Source organism: Variovorax sp. V35 (genome assembly GCF_041154465.1).
GTDB classification, from domain to species: domain Bacteria; phylum Pseudomonadota; class Gammaproteobacteria; order Burkholderiales; family Burkholderiaceae_C; genus Variovorax; species Variovorax boronicumulans.
The window spans coordinates 5,072,360-5,089,392 of the sequence record NZ_AP028666.1 but is presented as its reverse complement, the minus strand read 5'-3'; the positions used below and the strand labels follow the sequence as shown (position 1 = coordinate 5,089,392).

Here is a 17,033-nt window from a genome sequence, read left to right as displayed (position 1 = left end):
ATCCGCGAAACGCTCCGCTCCTCGGCGCAGCCAGAGGGGAGGGGAGCTTCGGGCCGTCGCTTCGCTCGGCCATGCAGTACCAACAGCCGAATCCAATGCGCATGCGCGCGGCTTCGCCTGCGCGCGGCTCCTTGCCAACAGCAAGGGCAATGCAAACGCCAACGGCGACACCAGCACCAGCGCCAGCGCACCAACCACTCCCAGCCGCTGCAGGCGCAAAGCGCCTGCAGCGGCCCACTGGCCGAGCGAAGCGATGGCCCGTTGGTATTCAAACCCCTTCTGTATGCGCCGAGGAGCGCAGCGTTTCGCGGATCAGGGCTCGCCCTTGTTTGAGCGAAGCGAGTTTGGGCGAGACCCCGCGAAACGCGAGCACCGCAGGTTGCCCGCAGCGAAGCGGAGGGACGCAGACAGTAGGGTCGCCTTTCTTTTGCCTACGTTTCTTTGGCGAAGCAAAGAAAAGTAGGTCGGCCGCCGGGCCGAGACCCGGCCTCGGGAAGCAAAACGAGGCACTGCGATGAACCTATCGCGCCCCTTCGTCCGCCGCCCCATAGGCACAGTCCTGCTAACCATAGGCATCGCCCTGGCAGGCATAGCCGCGTTCTTTGTCCTACCAGTCTCCCCGCTCCCCCAAGTCGACTATCCAGTCATCTCGGTAAGAGCCTCGATCCCAGGCGCAAGCCCAGAGACGATGGCAACAAGCGTCGCCACGCCACTGGAAAGACACCTGGGAACCATCGCAGGCGTCAACGAAATGACGTCCACCAGCTCCGTAGGCTCCTCCCGAGTCACGCTGCAATTCGACCTCAGCCGCAACATCGACGGCGCCGCCAGAGAAGTCCAGGCAGCCATCAACGCCAGCCGCGTAGACCTGCCTGCCACGCTAAGAAGCAACCCGACCTACCGCAAAGCCAACCCGGCTGCGTCGCCAGTCATCATCCTGGCCCTCACGTCCAAAACAAAGACCCCAGGCCAGATCTACGACGCCGTCTCCAACATCGTCAGCCAGCGCCTGTCGCAAGTAGACGGCGTAGGTGACGTAGAGATCGGCGGCGGCTCGCTCCCCGCGGTACGGATCGAGCTGCTCCCCTTCGCCCTCAACCGCTACGGCATCAGCACCGAAGACGTGCGCGCCGCCATCCAGGCGTCCAACGCCAACCGCCCCAAGGGCATGGTGCAGGGAGAAGGACGCAAGCTGCAGATCTACACCCAGACCCCGGCGCTGCGCGCAAGCGACTACGCCTCGATGGTCGTGGCCTGGCGCAACGGCGCGGCGGTGCGGCTGCGCGAGGTGGCCGACGTGATCGACGGCGTGGAAGACACGCGCACGCTGGGCCTGTTCAACGGCGAGCCGGCGATCATCGTGCTGATCACGCGCCAGCCCTCGGCCAACATCATCGAGACGGTCGACAACGTGCGCGCGCTGCTGCCCGAGCTGCAGGCGCAACTGCCGCCGGACGTGACGCTGCAGGTCGCCTCGGACAGCACCAACTCCATCCGCAGCTCGCTGCGCGAGGTGGAGATGACGCTGGTCATCGCGGTGCTGCTGGTGGTGCTGGTGGTCAGCCTGTTCCTGCGCAGCGTGCGCGCGACGGTGGTGCCGGCGGTGGCCACGGTGGTGGCGCTGCTGGGCACGTTCGGGGTGATGCACCTGCTGGGCTTCAGCCTCAACAACCTGAGCCTGATGGCGCTCACCGTGGCCACGGGCTTCGTGGTGGACGACGCCATCGTGGTGCTGGAGAACACCAGCCGCCACATCGAATCGGGCATGTCGCGCATGAAGGCGGCGCTGCTCGGCGCGCAGGAGGTGGGCTTCACGGTGCTGTCGATCAGCGTGTCGCTGGTGGCGGTGTTCATTCCGCTGCTGTTCATGGGCGGGCAGGTGGGGCGGCTGTTCCGCGAGTTCGCGGTCACGCTGTCGGCGGCGGTGCTGATCTCGCTGGTCATCTCGCTCACCACCACGCCGATGATGTGCGCGTGGATGCTCAAGCCCGGCGGCGAGCACGACAAGAACAAGCCACAAGGCCGCTTCGGCCGCGCGGCGGCGCGCAGCTACGACTGGATGCTCAAGCGCTACGAGAGCGCACTCGACTGGGCGCTGGACAGCAAGGCGATCGTCATGGTCGTGCTGCTGGCGGTGGTGGGGCTCAATGTGTACCTGTTCAGCGCGGCGCCCAAGGGCTTCTTCCCGCAGCAGGACAGCGGCCAGCTCAACGGCGGCCTGCGTGCCGACCAGAGCATTTCGTCGCAGGCCATGGGCGCCAAGCTGCGCGAGGTGGTCGACATCATCCGCAAGGACGAGGCGGTCGACACCGTGGTGGGCTTCACGGGCGGCGGGCGCGCGGGCGGCGGCTTCATGTTCGTCAACCTGAAGCCGGCCAGCCAGCGCAAGGACAGCGGCCTGGCCGTGATCGCGCGGCTGCGCCCGCAGCTGGCGCAGGTGACGGGGCTGCGCGTGTTCCTCGGTCCGGTGCAGGACGTGCGATCGGGCGGGCGCTCCAGCAACTCCACCTACCAGTACACGCTCAAGAGCGACAGCCTGTCCGACCTGCGCACCTGGGCCGTGAAGCTGGCCGACGAGATGAAGCAGCAGCCCACGCTGACCGACATCGACACCGACCAGGACCAGAACGGCGTGGAGACGGTGGCCAAGGTCGACCGCGACAGCGCACGGCGGCTGGGGCTCACCTCCACCGCCATCGACAACGCGCTGTACAACGCCTTCGGGCAGCGGCAGGTGGCCACCATCTACACCGAGCTCAACCAGTACCACGTGGTGATGGAATGGGCGCCGGGCTACACGCGCAGCCCGAACGCGCTGCGCGACGTGTACGTGCCGGCCACGAAGACCTCGGTGGTGGCGGGGCAGGCGGTGACCACGCAGGTGGCGGCCACGACGTCCACGGGCGGCACGGCGGCCTCCGCCAGCGCCGCCGCCGCGACGGTGCCGGTGTCGGCCAACGCCGGCTCGCGCAACGCCTCGACCGGCAACGTGCTGAGCAACACGGCCACCGCGCTGGTGCCGCTGTCGGCGGTGGCGAAGTTCGAGGAGCAGTCGGTGGCCACGTCGGTGAGCCATGAGGACGGCGAGCTCGCCACCACCATCTCGTTCAACCTGGCCGAGGGCGCCAACCTCGGCGACGCGCGCGAGGCCATCGCCAAGGCCGAGGCCAACATCGCCATGCCGACCAACGTGCGCGGCGCCTTTGCCGGCACCGCACTGAGCGCGCAGCAGTCGCAGGGGCAGCAGGCGATGCTGATCGTGGCGGCGCTGGTGGTGATCTACATCGTGCTGGGCATCCTGTACGAGAGCCTGGTGCATCCGGTGACGGTGCTGTCGACGCTGCCTTCGGCCGGCGTGGGCGCGGTGCTGGCGCTCTTGATGTTCCGCATGGAGTTTTCCATCATCGCGTTGATCGGCGTGTTCCTGCTGATCGGCATCGTGAAGAAGAACGCCATTTTGATCATCGACTTCGCGCTGGAGGCCGAGCGCTCGCGCGGCCTGAGCCCGCTCGAGGCGGTGCGCGAGGCCTGCCTGCTGCGCTTCCGCCCGATCCTGATGACCACGCTGGCCGCCGCGCTCGGTGCGCTGCCGCTGGCCATCGGCTTCGGCGAGGGCGCCGAGCTGCGCCGGCCGCTGGGCGTGGCGATCATCGGCGGACTCATCGCGAGCCAGCTGCTGACGCTGCTCACCACGCCGGTGGTGTACCTGCTGCTGGACAAGCTGCGCCGCCGCGGCAAGAACGAACACGCGCTGAGCCGCGCGCCGGCCGTCTGAGACCCATGACCATGAATGCCTCCATTTCTTCCTTCGGTTCTTCACGCCGTTTCTTCGCGCTGAGCACGCTCGCGCTGGCCGCCGTGCTCGCCGGCTGCGCCGTGGGCGCGGCCTACAAGGTGCCCGAGTCGGCGGCATCGGCCGGCTGGAAGGAGCAGCCCGCCGCCGACGGCTGGCTGCCCGCCGCGCCGGCCGACGCGCTCGACCGCGGCGAGTGGTGGAAGCTCTTCGGCGACGCCACGCTCGACGAACTCGCGGCGCGCGTGCAGGTGTCGAACCAGAACATCGCCGCTGCCGTCGCCAGCTACACGCAGGCGCAGGCGCTGGTGCGCGAGCAGCGCGCGGGGCTGTTCCCGTCGGTGTCCTTCGACGGCAGCGGCAAGCGCTCGGGCACGGTGGGCGGCAACGCCTCGGCCAGCCCGTCGAACACCTTCGGCGCCACGCTGGGCGCGAGCTGGACGCCCGACGTGTGGGGCCGCCTGCGCGAGGCCGTGAACAGCGCGCAGGCCAACGCGCAGGCCAGCGAGGCCGACCTGGCCTCGGCGCGGCTGTCGGCCGTCGGCGACCTGGCGACCAACTACTTCTCGCTGCGCGAGGCCGACGCCGAGATCGTGCTGCTCGACGAAACCATCCTCGGCTACCAGCGCGCCTTCGAGATCACGAGCAACCGCTACGCCGCCGGCATTGCCGCGCAGACCGACGTGCTGCAGGCGCAGACCCAGCTGGTGAATGCCAAGGCCGACCGCGTGGGCCTGCAGCGCACGCGCGCCACGCTGGAGCACGCCATCGCGATGCTGGTGGGCGTGGCGCCGGCCGACTTCAGCCTGCCGCCCGCGCGCTGGACGCCCACGGTGCCCGGCGTGCCGACCGGCGTACCCTCGACGCTGCTGCAGCGCCGCCCCGACATCGCAGCGGCGGAGCGCGCGGTGGCCGCGGCCAATGCGCAGATCGGCGTGGCGCGCTCGGCCTATTACCCGAACATCTCGCTCACGGCCTCGGTCGGCAGCAACGCCAGCCGCGTGAGAGACCTCTTCGGCGCGGCCAACACGCTGTGGGGGCTGGGCCTGTCGGTGGCGCAGGTGGTGTTCGACGCGGGCGCCATCAGCGCCAGCGTCGATGCCGCCAAGGCCGGCCACGAAGCCAGCGTGGCGCGCTACCGGCAGACCGTGCTGGCCGCGTTCCAGGCCGTGGAAGACCAGCTGACCACCGGCGCCACGCTGGCGCAGCAGGAAGGCTTGCGCCGCGAGGCCACGGCAGCGGCCGACAAGACCGAGCAGCAACTGCTCAACCGGTATCGCGCGGGGCAGGTGAGCTACACCGATGTGGTGCAGGCGCAGGCCGCCGCACTGAGCGCGCGGCGCGCGCTCGTGCAGCTTCAGGTCAATCGCCAGGCCGCGGCAATCGCGCTGATCCAGGCCATGGGCGGCGGTTGGCAGGCCGACTGGATGGGGGCGACCCGTCCGGCCGGCAACAGCACTTCAAACAACAGCGCCGCTTCCCGCACACCGTAAGGGGCGGGTGTTGCGGGCGGGCATGGGAACCTGCCTGGCCCGTCGGCCCGACCGGCGCGAACACCGGACCGGGCGTCGTCGCTTCGCGGCGGTGGTCACCGCTCGGCGCTCACAGGATCGCTCTCTCCCCATCAGTGCGCTGGTCGGTCGAGGGCCTCGCCCAGGTAGTCCTTGTCTGTCACCAGGACCCAGAGGGCGAGCACCATGATCACCGCAGCCACGAGGACTGCATTGACCAGCGCCGGCTCGACCATGCGGAAGTCGAGCAACCAGGGCGACACCGCCAGCCAGGCTGCCAGCGCCACTTCGGTCCACTCTTCCCACTGGTGCGGCACGAAGGTCGCGCCCAAGGCCACGGCGCCCAGCACGATGCCGGTCGCCACCATGGTCCACATGGCGAGCGAATTGCCCTGAAAGCCCAGTACCCATGGCGAGACGATCAGCCACACGCCGGCGACGGCGTTGACGGGGTCCTGCCAATGCTTCACATGCTTCATGGTCGTACCTCCTGTCGCAGCACGACGCCACGACTCTGGTTGGACTGCCGCGCCGCGCCGTGGTTCCGCCATGCGGCATGGCGCGGGGCTTGCGGATCGGCGCCGCCTTCCTATACTTGAGTGCGCACTCAACTAAACGAACGATGGAGACCGTCGACGCATGGCCAGGCCCCGCAGCGCAGACAAGCACAACGCCATCCTCGAGGCGGCGCTGGTCGAGTTCGGCCGGCGCGGCGTGTGGGCCACGCCGACCTCGGCGATCTCGCGCACCGCGGGCGTGGCCGAGGGCACGCTGTTCACCTACTTCGCGAGCAAGGCGCTGCTGACCGACGCGCTGTACCGCGCGCTGAAGACCGAGCTGGCCGGCGTGATGCTGGCTGACTGGCCCGAGGCGGCCGATCCGCGCACCCAGTTCCGCCACATCTGGGACCGCTACGTGCGCTGGGGCGTGGCGCACCCCGGCAAGCTGCGCGTGTTGGCGCAGCTCAAGGTCTCCGACGAACTGAGCGACGAGAGCCGCGCCGCCGGCATGGCGCCGTTCGCGCGCCTGGAAGCGGTGGCGCAGGAATGCATGCGGCGCGGGCTGGTCGTCGAGCGGCCGATGGAATTCCTGGGCGCGATGCTCACGGCGATGGCCGAGACCACCGTCGGCTACATCGCGCAGGCCGGCGACGCCGAACCGGCCTTCGACTACGCCGAAGCCGGCTTCGAGATCTTCTGGCAAGGCATCGCCGTGCCGCCCTGACGACGACACCTTCCGCACGAACGACAAGACCCCTACCGAAGAAAGACCCCGCCATGCCCACACTCAAACGCCGCCACTTCGTGCTCGGCACCCTCGGCGCCGCCGGCGCCCTGGTCGTCGGCTGGGCCGCCACGCCGGCGGCTTCGCGCCTCGTGCCCGGTGCGCCGCTGCCGACGGGCAACGGGCAGGTCGCGCTCAACGGCTGGGTCAAGGTGGGCAGCGACGACACCGTCACGCTGGTGATGACGCAATCGGAAATGGGGCAGGGCACCCACACCGGCCTGGCGATGCTGCTGGCCGAAGAAATGGACGCCGCGGTGTCGCAGGTGCGGCTCGAGCAGGCCGGCTTCGACGCCATCTACAACAACCAGGCCATGATCCTCGACGCGCTGCCCTTCAAGCCCGGCGACGAGGGCTTCGGCAAGCGCGCGGCGCACCAGGTCGTGGGCAAGCTGCTGCGCACGATCCCGGGGCTCTCGGGCACGGGCGGCTCGTCGAGCGTCACCGACCAGTGGGGCCCGGTGCGCGAGGCCGGCGCGTCGGCGCGGCTCATGCTGGTGGGCGCGGCCGCCGCACAGTGGCAGGTGCCCGCCAGCGAATGCCGCACCGAGGCCGGCCGCGTGCTGCACCCGGCCTCCAACCGCAGTGCGCGCTTCGGCGAACTCGCCGCGAAGGCCGCGCAGCAGCCGCTGCCCACGGCGGTGAAGCTCAAGGCGCAAGCCGACTTCCGCGTCATCGGCCAGCCGCAGCGGCGCATCGACAACGCCGGCAAGCTCAATGGCACGGCCACCTACGGCATCGACGTGCTGCCGCCGGGCCTGCTGTACGCCAGCATCGCCATGTGCCCGACGCTGGCCGGCCGCGTCGCGCGCTTCGATGCCAAGGCCGCTGAGGCGCTGCCCGGCGTGCGCAAGGTGATGGCGCTGGAACCGGTGGCCGCGAGCCTCGTGGGCACCGGCAGCACGGCGGGCGGCGTGGCCGTGATCGCCGACACGCCGTACCACGCGATGCGTGCGCTGAAGCAGGTCGACATCGAATGGGATCACGGCCCGGCCGCGAGCCTGTCGAGCGCCGAGATGATCGACCGCCTCGCGCGCACGCTCGACGCCGACGCGGGCAATGCGCGCCTCGATACCGGCGGCGTGGCGGCGGCACTGAAGTCCGCAGCGCGCACGATCGAGGTCGAGTACCGCGTGCCCTTCCTGGCGCACGCCACCATGGAGCCGATGAACTGCACCGTGCAGTTCAAGGATGGCGCCGCCACCGTCTGGGCGCCCACGCAGGCGCCGGGCTTCGCGCGTGCGGCGGTCGCCAAGGCGCTGGGGATCGATGCCGAGAAGGTCACGCTGCACGTCACCTACCTGGGCGGCGGCTTCGGGCGGCGCTACTTCATCGACTTCCTGGTGCAGGCCGCGCAACTCGCGCGCGAGGCCGGCGGCGCGCCGGTGCAGCTGATCTGGTCGCGCGAGGAAGACATGACGCACGACTTCTACCGCCCGGCCTACGTGGCGCTGTGCAAGGCCGGCTTCGACGCGGCGGGCGCGCTGGTGGCGTGGCAGACCACCAGCGCCGGCTCCAGCCTGGGTGCGCCGTCGTTCATGGACAACTCGACCGACGGCGCCTGGAACACCGCCTACGATTTCCCGCAGGCCCGCGTGGCGCACGTGCCTGTGGAATCGGCCGTCACCACCGGCATCTGGCGCTCGGTGGCGCATTCGCAGAACGGCTTCTTCGTCGAGAGCTTCATCGACGAATGCGCCGTCGCCGCCGGCAAGGACCCGGTGGCTTTCCGCGCCGGCCTGCTCGCGAAGGACGCGCGCCACCTGGCCGTGCTCAAGCGCGTGGCTGAACTCTCGAAGTGGGGCGAGCCGCTGGCCGATGGGCCCGACGGCACCAAGCGCGCGCGCGGCGTGGCCATCCACCGCGCCTTCGGCAGCATCGTGGCGCAGGTGGCCGAGGTGTCGGTGACGCCCGAGCGGCAGATCCGCGTGCACCGCGTGGTGTGCGTGATCGACTGCGGCCTGCCGGTCAACCCGAACCTCATCCGCCAGCAGATGGAAGGCGGCATCGTGTTCGGCCTGTCGGCCGCGCTGCGCGGCGAGATCACCGTGGCGCGCGGCCAGGTGCAGCAGAGCAACTTCCACGACTACACGCCGCTGCGCATCGACGAGTGCCCGGCCATCGAGGTCGACATCCTCGCCGGCACCGGCGCCGAGGTGCCGCCCGGCGGTGTCGGCGAGCCGGGCACGCCGCCCATCGCGCCCGCCGTGGCCAATGCCGTGTTCGCGCTGACCGGCCAGCGCCTGCGCAGCCTGCCGCTGCGGCTGGCCTGATCTCCCGGAACAGCAAGAAAGACACCCCATGACCACCACCACGCTGAAGATCAACGGCCAGACTGCCACCGTGAGCGCCGAGCCCGACACCCCGCTGCTGTGGGTGCTGCGCGGCGAAATGAAGCTCGTCGGCACCAAGTTCGGCTGCGGCAAGGCGCTGTGCGGCGCCTGCACCGTGCACCTGGACGGCCAGGCCGTGCGCTCCTGCGTCACCCCGCTGGAGGCCGTGGGCGGGCGCGAAGTCACCACCATCGAGGGCCTGAAGGGCCGGGAGGCCGACGCCCTGCGCGCGGCCTGGACCGAGGTCGACGTGGTGCAGTGCGGCTATTGCCAGAGCGGCCAGCTCATGTCGGCCTGCGCGCTGCTCAAGGCGACCCCGAAGCCCAGCGACGACCAGGTGTCGGACGCCATGCGCGGCAACATCTGCCGCTGCGGCACCTACCCCCGGATTCGCGCCGCGATCCACCTGGCGGCAGAAACAGCGGGGCGGTAACGCAGAAACCGGGGTGGTTGTTTACAGAAGTTAATAATTTTTCCGTAATTCTCGAAAAAGTCGCCAGAACGGTATTTTTACGGAAATTGGGGATATGAAGCTTCGATACGCCGCCGTACCATCCGCGCGGCCCGCTTCCGGCCGTCCCCTGTTTCCGACTTTCGATGACCCCCCCAGATCCCTCGCGGACGCGCGTTCTGTCCGTGGCCGACACGCTGCGCACCCGCATCTTCGACGGTGCGATCGCCCCCGGCGCCCACCTGATGGAGATTTCGCTCGCCAATGAGCTTGGCGTGTCGCGCACCCCTGTGCGCGGCGCCATGGCGCGGCTGGCCGACGAGGGGTTGCTGGTCTACCACCCGCAGCGGGGTTTCCAGGTGCGCCGTTTCGACGCCAAGGACGTGTTCGACGCCTTCAGCGTGCGCGCCACGCTCGAAGGCATGGGCTGCCGCCTGCTCAGCGAGCGCGGCCTGGACGACGAGGCGCTGGCCGACCTGACGGCCATGGTCGACGAGCAGCATGCGCTGCTGCACGACAGCGGCGAATGGACCGACGAGCGGGCCGACCTGTGGCAGGACCTGAACCAGGCCTTCCACCACAAGCTGCTGTCGCTGGCCGACAACCGCTGGCTCAGCGAGGCCGTGCAGCGCGCCTGCCAGCTGCCGGTGATCTTCGACAGCCGCTCGCGCCCGCACAGGCACGACGCCGCGATGCTGCTGTATCGGCACAGCCAGGCCCTGCAGGCGCTCGAAGAGCACCGCTGCATCGTCGAGGCGCTGGGCCGGCAGGAGGCCTCGGGCGCCGAAGCCGCGATGCGCGAGCACATCAATGCCAACCGCGACCTGCTGGTGCTCTACCTGCGTCAGAGCGCCGGCCGCACCCGCGCGCTGGCCTGATTCCGTCTCTCAGCCGCCCCGCGCCACCGGCGCCATGAGGTAGGCCCCCGACTCGAACAGCTGCGCCTCGGCCTGGTCGATGCGCCGGATCACCGGCTTGCCCGCGCGGCTCGCCAGCAGTTCGACCAGCGCTTCCGTCACCGCCACGCCGGCCGCCACCGACGGGAAGAACGAGGGGCTGTGGATGGTGAAGAGCAGCGTCTCGTCCGCCAGCAGCGACAGCGGCGAGGTTACGCTGTCGGTGATCGCCACGATGCGGCAACCCGCCGCCTTCGCCGCCTCGGCCACCTGCAAGGCTTCGCGCGAGTAGGGCGCAAAGCTCGCCACCACCAGCGCGTCGCCCTTGGCAAAGGCGCGCTGCTGCATCTCGAGCGAGCCGCCCTGGCCGTCCACCAGGTGCACGCTGGTGCGAAAGAGCCGGTACACGTACACGAACGAGAACGCGATCGGAAAGCAGGCGCGAAAGCCCGCCGCGTGCACGGCCGGCGCCTTCTCCAGCAGCGCGCAGGCCTTGAGCAGCGCCGGCCCGCTCTGCTGGTGCGTGAGCTCCAGGTTGCGCCGCTGCACCTCGAACATCTCGCCCGCCAGGCCCTGGTCGGCGGCGCGGCCCACCAGCTGCTTGGCGCGCCCGCCGTAGGTCTCGGTGCCCAGGCCCATGTCGGCGGCGAAGGCCTCCTTCAGCTGCGGCCAGCCCTCGAAGCCCAGGTGCTGCGCGAAACGCACCAGCGTGGCCGGCGTGCTCTGCGCGCGCGTGCCGACGTTGCGCATCGAGCCCGTGACCACTTCGTTGGGGTGGTCGAGCACGTAGCGCGCCACCTGCTGCAGGGCAGGGCTCAGGTCGTTGAAGCGTTGGCGGATCAGTTCTTTGGCGTTCATCGAAATACCTTCGTGCTTCGCACTGCGGTGCGAGCTTGCTTGAGGCGGCCCGGCGCAGCGCTCATGGCGGTGTCTCTTTTCGTGCGGTGTCTGGAACGAATGTACCGGAGCAGGGAAATCCCTGGAGTTGACGGAACAAATGTTCCAAACAATAATTCGGACGAAACGTTAGTTCCAAACACAGGCCCCCGCTTTTCTCCCGCCATGACGCACGTCTTCCACCGCCACCTTCGCCAGACCCCGCCCGTTGCCGCCAGCGCGCAGGGCATGTTCATCCGCGACGCCGAAGGGCGCGAGTACCTCGATGCCTCGGGCGGCGCGGCCGTGTCCTCGCTCGGCCACGGCCATCCCGAGGTGATGGCCGCCATGCACGCGCAGATCGACACACTGGCCTACGCCCACACCAGCTTCTTCACGAGCGAGGTGGCCGAGCAGTTGGCCGACGAGCTCATCGGGTCTGCCCCCGAAGGCATGAGCCACGTGTACCTCGTGAGCGGTGGCTCGGAGGCGGTGGAGTCGGCGCTGAAGATGGCGCGCCAGTACTTCGTGGAAATCGGCCAGCCGCAGCGCACGCACTTCATCGCGCGCCGCCAGAGCTACCACGGCAACACGCTGGGCGCGCTCGCGGTGGGCGGCAACGCCTGGCGGCGCGAGCCCTTCGCGCCCATCCTCGTGCCGGCCACGCACGTCGCGCCGTGCTACCCGTACCGCGAGCAGCGTGCCGACGAGAGCGCCGAGCAGTACGGCCTGCGCCTGGCAGATGAGCTGGAAGCGGCCATCGTCGCGCAGGGCGCCGACCGCGTGATCGCTTTCGTGGCCGAGACCGTGGGCGGCGCCACCGCCGGCGTGCTCACGCCGGTGCCGGGCTATTTCAAGGCCGTGCGTGCCGTGTGCGACAAGTACGGCGTGCTGCTGATCCTCGACGAGGTGATGTGCGGCATGGGCCGCACCGGCTCGCTGCACGCCTGCGAGCAGGAGGGCGTGGTGCCCGACCTGATGACCATCGCCAAGGGCCTGGGCGGCGGTTACCAGCCGATCGGTGCGGTGCTGGCGCAGCGCCGCATCGTCGAGGCCATGTCCAAGGGCAGCGGCTTCTTCCAGCACGGCCACACCTACCTGGGCCATCCGATGGCCTGCGCGGCGGCGCTCGCGGTGCAGCAGGTGATCCGCCGTGACGGCCTGGTCGCCAAGGTGCGCGACGACGGCGTCGCCTTCGGCGCGATGCTGGCCGAGGCGCTGGGCGAGCACCCGCACGTGGGCGACATCCGCGGGCGCGGCTTCTTCTGGGGCGTCGAGCTGGTGGCCGACCGCGCGAGCAAGCAGCCCTTCGATCCGGCCCTGGCCGTCAACGCGCGCCTCAAGAAGGACGCGATGGCGCGCGGCCTGCTGTGCTACCCCTTCGGCGGCACGGTGGACGGGCGCCAGGGCGACCACGTGCTGCTGGCGCCGCCCTACATCGCGACACGCGACCACCTGCACGAGATCGTCGCGCGGCTCACGGCCTCGGTCGACGCGGTCACGCGCAGCGCCACGCGCTGAGCCACCGCCCCTTTTTCTTCAACCGCCGTTCCGAGGAGCGTTCCATGCCCCAGCTTCGCCCGTCGCTTTCCATCGCCGCCGCCGCCTTCGCGCTGGCCCTTGCCGCCCTGGCACCGACCGCTCCCGCGCAGGCGCAGCCCGCCAACGACACGCTCGCCAAGATCAAGGCCAGCGGCGCCATCACCTTCGGCTACCGCGAGGCTTCGTTCGGCTTCTCGTACCTGGACGCCAACCTCAAGCCCGTGGGCTACAGCATCGAGATCTGCAACCGCATCGTCGACGCGGTGAAGACCGAGCTGAAGCTGCCGGCCCTCGACATCAAGTACCAGGCCGTGACCTCGGCCAACCGCATCCCACTGGTGCAGAACGGCACGGTGGACATCGAGTGCGGCTCCACCACCAACCTGGTCGAGCGCCAGTCGCAGGTGGCCTTCTCGCCGGACATCTTTCGCTACAACGTGCGCACCCTGGTGAAGGCCGATTCGGGCATCAAGAGCATCGCCGACCTGCAGGGCAAGACGGTGGTCACCACCGCCGGCACCACGTCGTTCCGCCTGCTGCGCGCGGCCGACAAGGGCCGCAGCCTCGAGGTGAACCAGCTCTCGGGCAAGGACCACACCGACTCGTTCCTGCTGGTCGAGAGCGGCCGCGCGCAGGCCTTCGTGCTGGACGACATCCTGCTGGCGGGCCAGATCGCCAACGCGCGCAACCCGAAGGACTTCGTCATCACCGGCGAGAGCCTGCGCACCGAGAACCAGTCGCTGATGTTCCGCAAGGACGATCCGGCCTTCAAGGCGCTGGTCGACCGCGTGGTGTCGGGCATGATGAAGTCCGGCGAGATGGAAAAGCTCTACAGCAAGTGGTTCATGTCGCCGATTCCGCCCAAGGGCATCAACATCAACTACCCGCTCAATGCCGAGACGAAGGAGGCCTTTGCCAACCCGTCGTCCAAGGGCATCTGATTTCACCCGACTTCATGACACGCATCGCCCTCATCCACGCGCTCTCGCATTCCGTCGCCCCCATCAACGAAGCCTTCGCGCGCGACTGGCCCGAGGCCGTGCGCATGAACCTGCTGGACGACAGCCTCTCGGCCGACCTCGCGCGCGACGGCAAGGGGCTCGACGCGGCGATGCACGAACGCTTCCAGCGGCTGGCGCAGTACGCGGTGGACACGGGCGCGCGCGGCATCCTCTTCACCTGCTCGGCCTTCGGGCCGTGCATCGAGGCGGTGGCGCAGCGGCACGCGGGCATTCCGGTGCTCAAGCCCAACGAGGCCATGATTGAGGAGGCCGTGCAGGGCGAAGGCCGGCTGGGCCTGATCGCGACTTTCGCGCGCACGCTGGAATCGATGCCGCCGGAGTTTCCTGCGGGCATGGCGCTCGAACTCGCACTGGCCGAGGGCGCGCTGGCCGCGCTCGATGCGGGCGACACGCAACGCCACGACGCGCTCATCGCCGAACAGGCCGCCGCACTGCGTGCGCGCGGCTGCACGCGCATCGCCCTGGCTCAGTTCAGCATGGCGCGGGCGCGTGGCGCCTGCGAGGCGGCCAGCGGCCTGCCGGTGCTGACGACGGTCGACAGCGCGGTGCGCGCGCTGCGTCGTCGCGCTTCAGCTTCAGTGTGAGCCGCCGTTGCCGACGACCGTGAACAGCGTGGTCATCGCCACCTGCGCCGCCTCGCCGCGCGCGAGCGGACGGCCCGGGCCGGCGTTGCCGCTGTCGGTTTCCAGGCCCTGCGCCAGGCGGCGGTAGATGTCCGACGAGGGCATGGTCGCCGCCGTGCCGAGTGCGTCGCAGTAGGTGTCGGTGAGCACGGCAGCCAGCCGCTCGCGCTCGGCGTTGGAGCGCATGGGCGCCTCGGCGGCGAAGACCGACGCCACGCAGTGCATCAGGTAGGCCTGGGTCTCGAGCGAGAAGGCCTGCTGGCGCACGTAGTCTTCCACCGCGTGCCAGAAGAGGGTGTCGGAGGTGCGGCGCCAGCTTTCGAGCACCTTGCGCGACCTGGCGACCAGGTCGGCGTGCGCGTCGTGCGGTTCGGCCGGGCGCAGCGCCAGGCCCTGCAGCGTGAGCGCGGCCACCGGGCCGGCCGCGCCGAGCAGGAAGCTCCAGAACTTCCAGCGCGCAAACCATTTCTTGTCGTGGGCCGGGCCCAGCGGCTCCAGCAGCCGGAAGTCGATGCACAGGGCGGCGTCGGCCTGCAGGCCGGAGGCCATGCGGTCGGCCTCCACGTGGCCCTGCGCGACGATGCAGGCGCTGGCACCGCAGTGGTCGATGTCGGCCAGGCGCTGCGTCAGCTGGCGCAGCTCGTGGGCCGAGGCGCCGGTGGCTTCGGCCACGCGCAGCATGCCGTGGCACTGCTCCCGCTCCCGCTGGCAGGGGCTCTTGAGACGGTCTTCGACATGGTCGTCGAGCGTCGAGGGGCGTTCTTCAGCGACGCACGCCTCGAGTTCACTCCCGGTGGTGAACGTTGACATGGATGCTCCTTCGGACGCAGATGAATAACTGTTACCAATATGTATTAATGCGCCGACGTCGAACATCACCCGAACTAGGTATTTCCGTGGGTCGGCTGCCTGGCGTTTCGCCGGCGCAACGGCGCCTGAACAGGGCCTGACCGGGGGGCTCGCCATAATTGCCGCTCTTTCAAGGAGTACGCGTGGATATCGTTTTGTTGGCCAAGGCCGCTGTCATGGGCATCGTGGAGGGTCTGACCGAATTCCTGCCGATCTCGTCGACCGGCCACCTCATTCTTGCGGGCTCGCTGCTGGGCTTCGACGACGCCAAGGCCAAGGTGTTCGACATCGCCATCCAGACCGGCGCGATCTTCGCGGTGATCCTGGTCTACTGGCAGAAGATCCATTCGACCGTGGTGGCGCTGCCGCGCCAGCCCAAGGCGCGCCGGCTGGCGCTGAACATCGTCATCGGCTTCCTGCCCGCGGTGGTGCTGGGCCTCCTGTTCGGCAAGATGATCAAGGCGCACCTGTTCATCCCGACCGTGGTGGCCAGCACCTTCATCATCGGCGGCTTCATCATCCTGTGGGCCGAGAAGCGCCCGCCCGGTTCGGTGCGCGTCGAGCACGTGGACGACATGACGCCCTGGGACGCACTCAAGGTCGGCCTGGTGCAGTGCTTCGCGATGATCCCCGGCACCAGCCGCAGCGGCTCGACCATCATCGGCGGCATGCTGCTGGGCCTGTCGCGCCAGGCGGCCACCGATTTCTCGTTCTTCCTGGCCATTCCGACGCTGATCGGCGCAGGCGCCTACAGCCTCTACAAGGAGCGCGCGCTGCTGTCGGTGACCGACATTCCGATGTTCACGGTGGGCCTGGCCTTCTCGTTCATCAGCGCATGGCTGTGCGTGCGCTGGCTGCTGAAGTACATCAGCACGCACAACTTCATTCCGTTCGCCTGGTATCGCATCGCCTTCGGCATCGTGGTGCTGGCCACGGCGTGGACCGGCGCCGTGGTCTGGGCGGAATAAGCCAGCAGCCTCAGGCCGCCGCGCCCAGCAGCGCGCCGGCGGCCTTCGCCTCCCGCCGCACGGCGATGGCGATCGGCCCGTCGATCGACGGATCGAACCCGCCCGTGGCGCCCAGCGCGGTGATCACGGCGCACACCCTTCCCGCGTAGTCGTACACCGGCGCCGCCACGGCGCTGATGCCGCGCAGGTAGGTGTCCCGCACGATGGCGCAGTGCGCCTGCTGCACCTCGCGGCGCAGCGCGCCGATGGGGTCGTCGGCATCGAGCAGCGCGCGCATGTCCTCGGTGGCGTCGGCCAGTTCCTGCTCGGCCAGCGCGACCACGCGCGACTCGTCGAGCAGGCCCAGGAAGGCGCGGCCGGTGGCCGACCACAGCATCGACATCACCGAGCCGGCGCGCACGTTCACCGTCACCGGCAGGCCCGGCTCCTCGAAGCGCACGATGGTCGGGCCCTTGTTGCCCATCACCGCGACGAAGCAGGTCACCTCCAGCGATTCGCGCAGGCGGATCAGGCAGGGCTCGGCCGCGCGGATCGGGTCGGCCTGGCGCATGGCGGCCAGGCCGATCTGGATCGCCTCGGGGCCCAGGTAGTAGTGCTGCGAGGCGGTGTCCTGGCGCACCAGGCTTTCTTCCATCAGGCTCGCGAGGTAGCGGTGCACCTTGGCCGGGCTCTCGCCGACATGGGTGGCCAGCGCCGTGAGGCTGCTGCGCCCGCCCAGGTGCGCCAGGCCCTTGAGCACGGCCATGCCGGTCTCGGCGGACTGCACGCGCTGGCGGCGCTCGCGGGGAGGGGAAGAGGGAACCGGGGGTGCTTCGGCGGGGGAGGTCATGTCGTCGGCATCTTAGGTGGCGGCCTCGGTGGCCGGGTAAACCCGTGGTTTGGTGA

The 17,033-nt window shown here is 69.6% G+C and carries 14 protein-coding genes; 10 read left to right on the top strand and 4 right to left on the bottom strand.

Going from position 1 to position 17,033, the window contains the following annotated elements:
* Positions 1 to 514 precede the first annotated feature (514 nt).
* Together ACAM42_RS23320 and ACAM42_RS23315 are read left to right on the top strand one after the other, a co-directional pair.
* Positions 515 to 3,775, top strand: coding sequence for an efflux RND transporter permease subunit (locus ACAM42_RS23320; RefSeq protein ID WP_369629563.1), 3,261 nt, complete (start codon positions 515 to 517; stop codon positions 3,773 to 3,775).
* Between the two features lie 11 nt (positions 3,776 to 3,786).
* On the top strand, positions 3,787 to 5,286 hold the full coding sequence (locus ACAM42_RS23315; RefSeq protein WP_369629562.1) for an efflux transporter outer membrane subunit: 1,500 nt from the start codon (positions 3,787 to 3,789) through the stop codon (positions 5,284 to 5,286).
* 131 nt (positions 5,287 to 5,417) lie between these two features.
* Here ACAM42_RS23315 and ACAM42_RS23310 read toward each other — a convergent pair whose 3' ends face one another.
* Complete coding sequence (locus tag ACAM42_RS23310) at positions 5,418 to 5,783, bottom strand: SPW repeat protein (protein ID WP_062474873.1); 366 nt, start codon at positions 5,781 to 5,783, stop codon at positions 5,418 to 5,420.
* A gap of 160 nt (positions 5,784 to 5,943) precedes the next feature.
* Here ACAM42_RS23310 and ACAM42_RS23305 point away from each other — a divergent pair, with 160 nt between their 5' ends.
* From ACAM42_RS23305 to ACAM42_RS23290, 4 genes are all read left to right on the top strand, one after another.
* A complete protein-coding gene (locus tag ACAM42_RS23305; protein ID WP_369629561.1) occupies positions 5,944 to 6,528 on the top strand; it encodes a TetR/AcrR family transcriptional regulator in 585 nt (194 codons plus the stop codon).
* Positions 6,529 to 6,581: 53 nt separating this feature from the next.
* On the top strand, positions 6,582 to 8,861 hold the full coding sequence (locus tag ACAM42_RS23300; protein ID WP_369629560.1) for a molybdopterin cofactor-binding domain-containing protein: 2,280 nt from the start codon (positions 6,582 to 6,584) through the stop codon (positions 8,859 to 8,861).
* A gap of 28 nt (positions 8,862 to 8,889) precedes the next feature.
* Positions 8,890 to 9,354 carry a (2Fe-2S)-binding protein gene (locus tag ACAM42_RS23295; RefSeq protein ID WP_070062620.1) on the top strand — a complete coding sequence of 155 codons (465 nt, stop codon included), beginning with the start codon at positions 8,890 to 8,892 and terminating at the stop codon, positions 9,352 to 9,354.
* A gap of 164 nt (positions 9,355 to 9,518) precedes the next feature.
* Entirely contained in the window at positions 9,519 to 10,250 is a 732-nt protein-coding gene (locus ACAM42_RS23290) for a GntR family transcriptional regulator (protein WP_369629559.1), read from the top strand.
* Between the two features lie 9 nt (positions 10,251 to 10,259).
* Here ACAM42_RS23290 and ACAM42_RS23285 read toward each other — a convergent pair whose 3' ends face one another.
* Positions 10,260 to 11,126 carry a MurR/RpiR family transcriptional regulator gene (locus ACAM42_RS23285; RefSeq protein ID WP_369629558.1) on the bottom strand — a complete coding sequence of 289 codons (867 nt, stop codon included), beginning with the start codon at positions 11,124 to 11,126 and terminating at the stop codon, positions 10,260 to 10,262.
* Positions 11,127 to 11,330: 204 nt separating this feature from the next.
* Between ACAM42_RS23285 and ACAM42_RS23280 the strand changes: the two genes are divergently transcribed.
* From ACAM42_RS23280 to ACAM42_RS23270, 3 genes are read left to right on the top strand one after another with little or no spacing between them, the layout of a single operon-like run.
* Positions 11,331 to 12,665, top strand: coding sequence for an aspartate aminotransferase family protein (locus ACAM42_RS23280; RefSeq protein WP_369629557.1), 1,335 nt, complete (start codon positions 11,331 to 11,333; stop codon positions 12,663 to 12,665).
* Between the two features lie 44 nt (positions 12,666 to 12,709).
* A complete protein-coding gene (locus ACAM42_RS23275; protein ID WP_307637586.1) occupies positions 12,710 to 13,627 on the top strand; it encodes a transporter substrate-binding domain-containing protein in 918 nt (305 codons plus the stop codon).
* A gap of 14 nt (positions 13,628 to 13,641) precedes the next feature.
* Positions 13,642 to 14,292: an aspartate/glutamate racemase family protein gene (locus ACAM42_RS23270; RefSeq protein WP_307637585.1), complete on the top strand. Its 651-nt coding sequence runs from the start codon at positions 13,642 to 13,644 to the stop codon at positions 14,290 to 14,292.
* Here ACAM42_RS23270 and ACAM42_RS23265 read toward each other — a convergent pair.
* Positions 14,284 to 15,141 (bottom strand): hypothetical protein, encoded by an 858-nt coding sequence (locus ACAM42_RS23265; protein ID WP_369629556.1) that lies wholly within the window; start codon positions 15,139 to 15,141, stop codon positions 14,284 to 14,286. The two genes, ACAM42_RS23270 and ACAM42_RS23265, sit on opposite strands and share 9 nt — an antisense overlap.
* A gap of 182 nt (positions 15,142 to 15,323) precedes the next feature.
* On the opposite strand from ACAM42_RS23265, the gene ACAM42_RS23260 reads away from it, so the two are divergent.
* Positions 15,324 to 16,148 (top strand): undecaprenyl-diphosphate phosphatase, encoded by an 825-nt coding sequence (locus ACAM42_RS23260; RefSeq protein WP_369629555.1) that lies wholly within the window; start codon positions 15,324 to 15,326, stop codon positions 16,146 to 16,148.
* 10 nt (positions 16,149 to 16,158) lie between these two features.
* Here the strand turns inward: ACAM42_RS23260 and ACAM42_RS23255 are convergent, their stop codons facing one another.
* Positions 16,159 to 16,977: an IclR family transcriptional regulator gene (locus ACAM42_RS23255; RefSeq protein ID WP_159270951.1), complete on the bottom strand. Its 819-nt coding sequence runs from the start codon at positions 16,975 to 16,977 to the stop codon at positions 16,159 to 16,161.
* Positions 16,978 to 17,033: the final 56 nt, after the last annotated feature.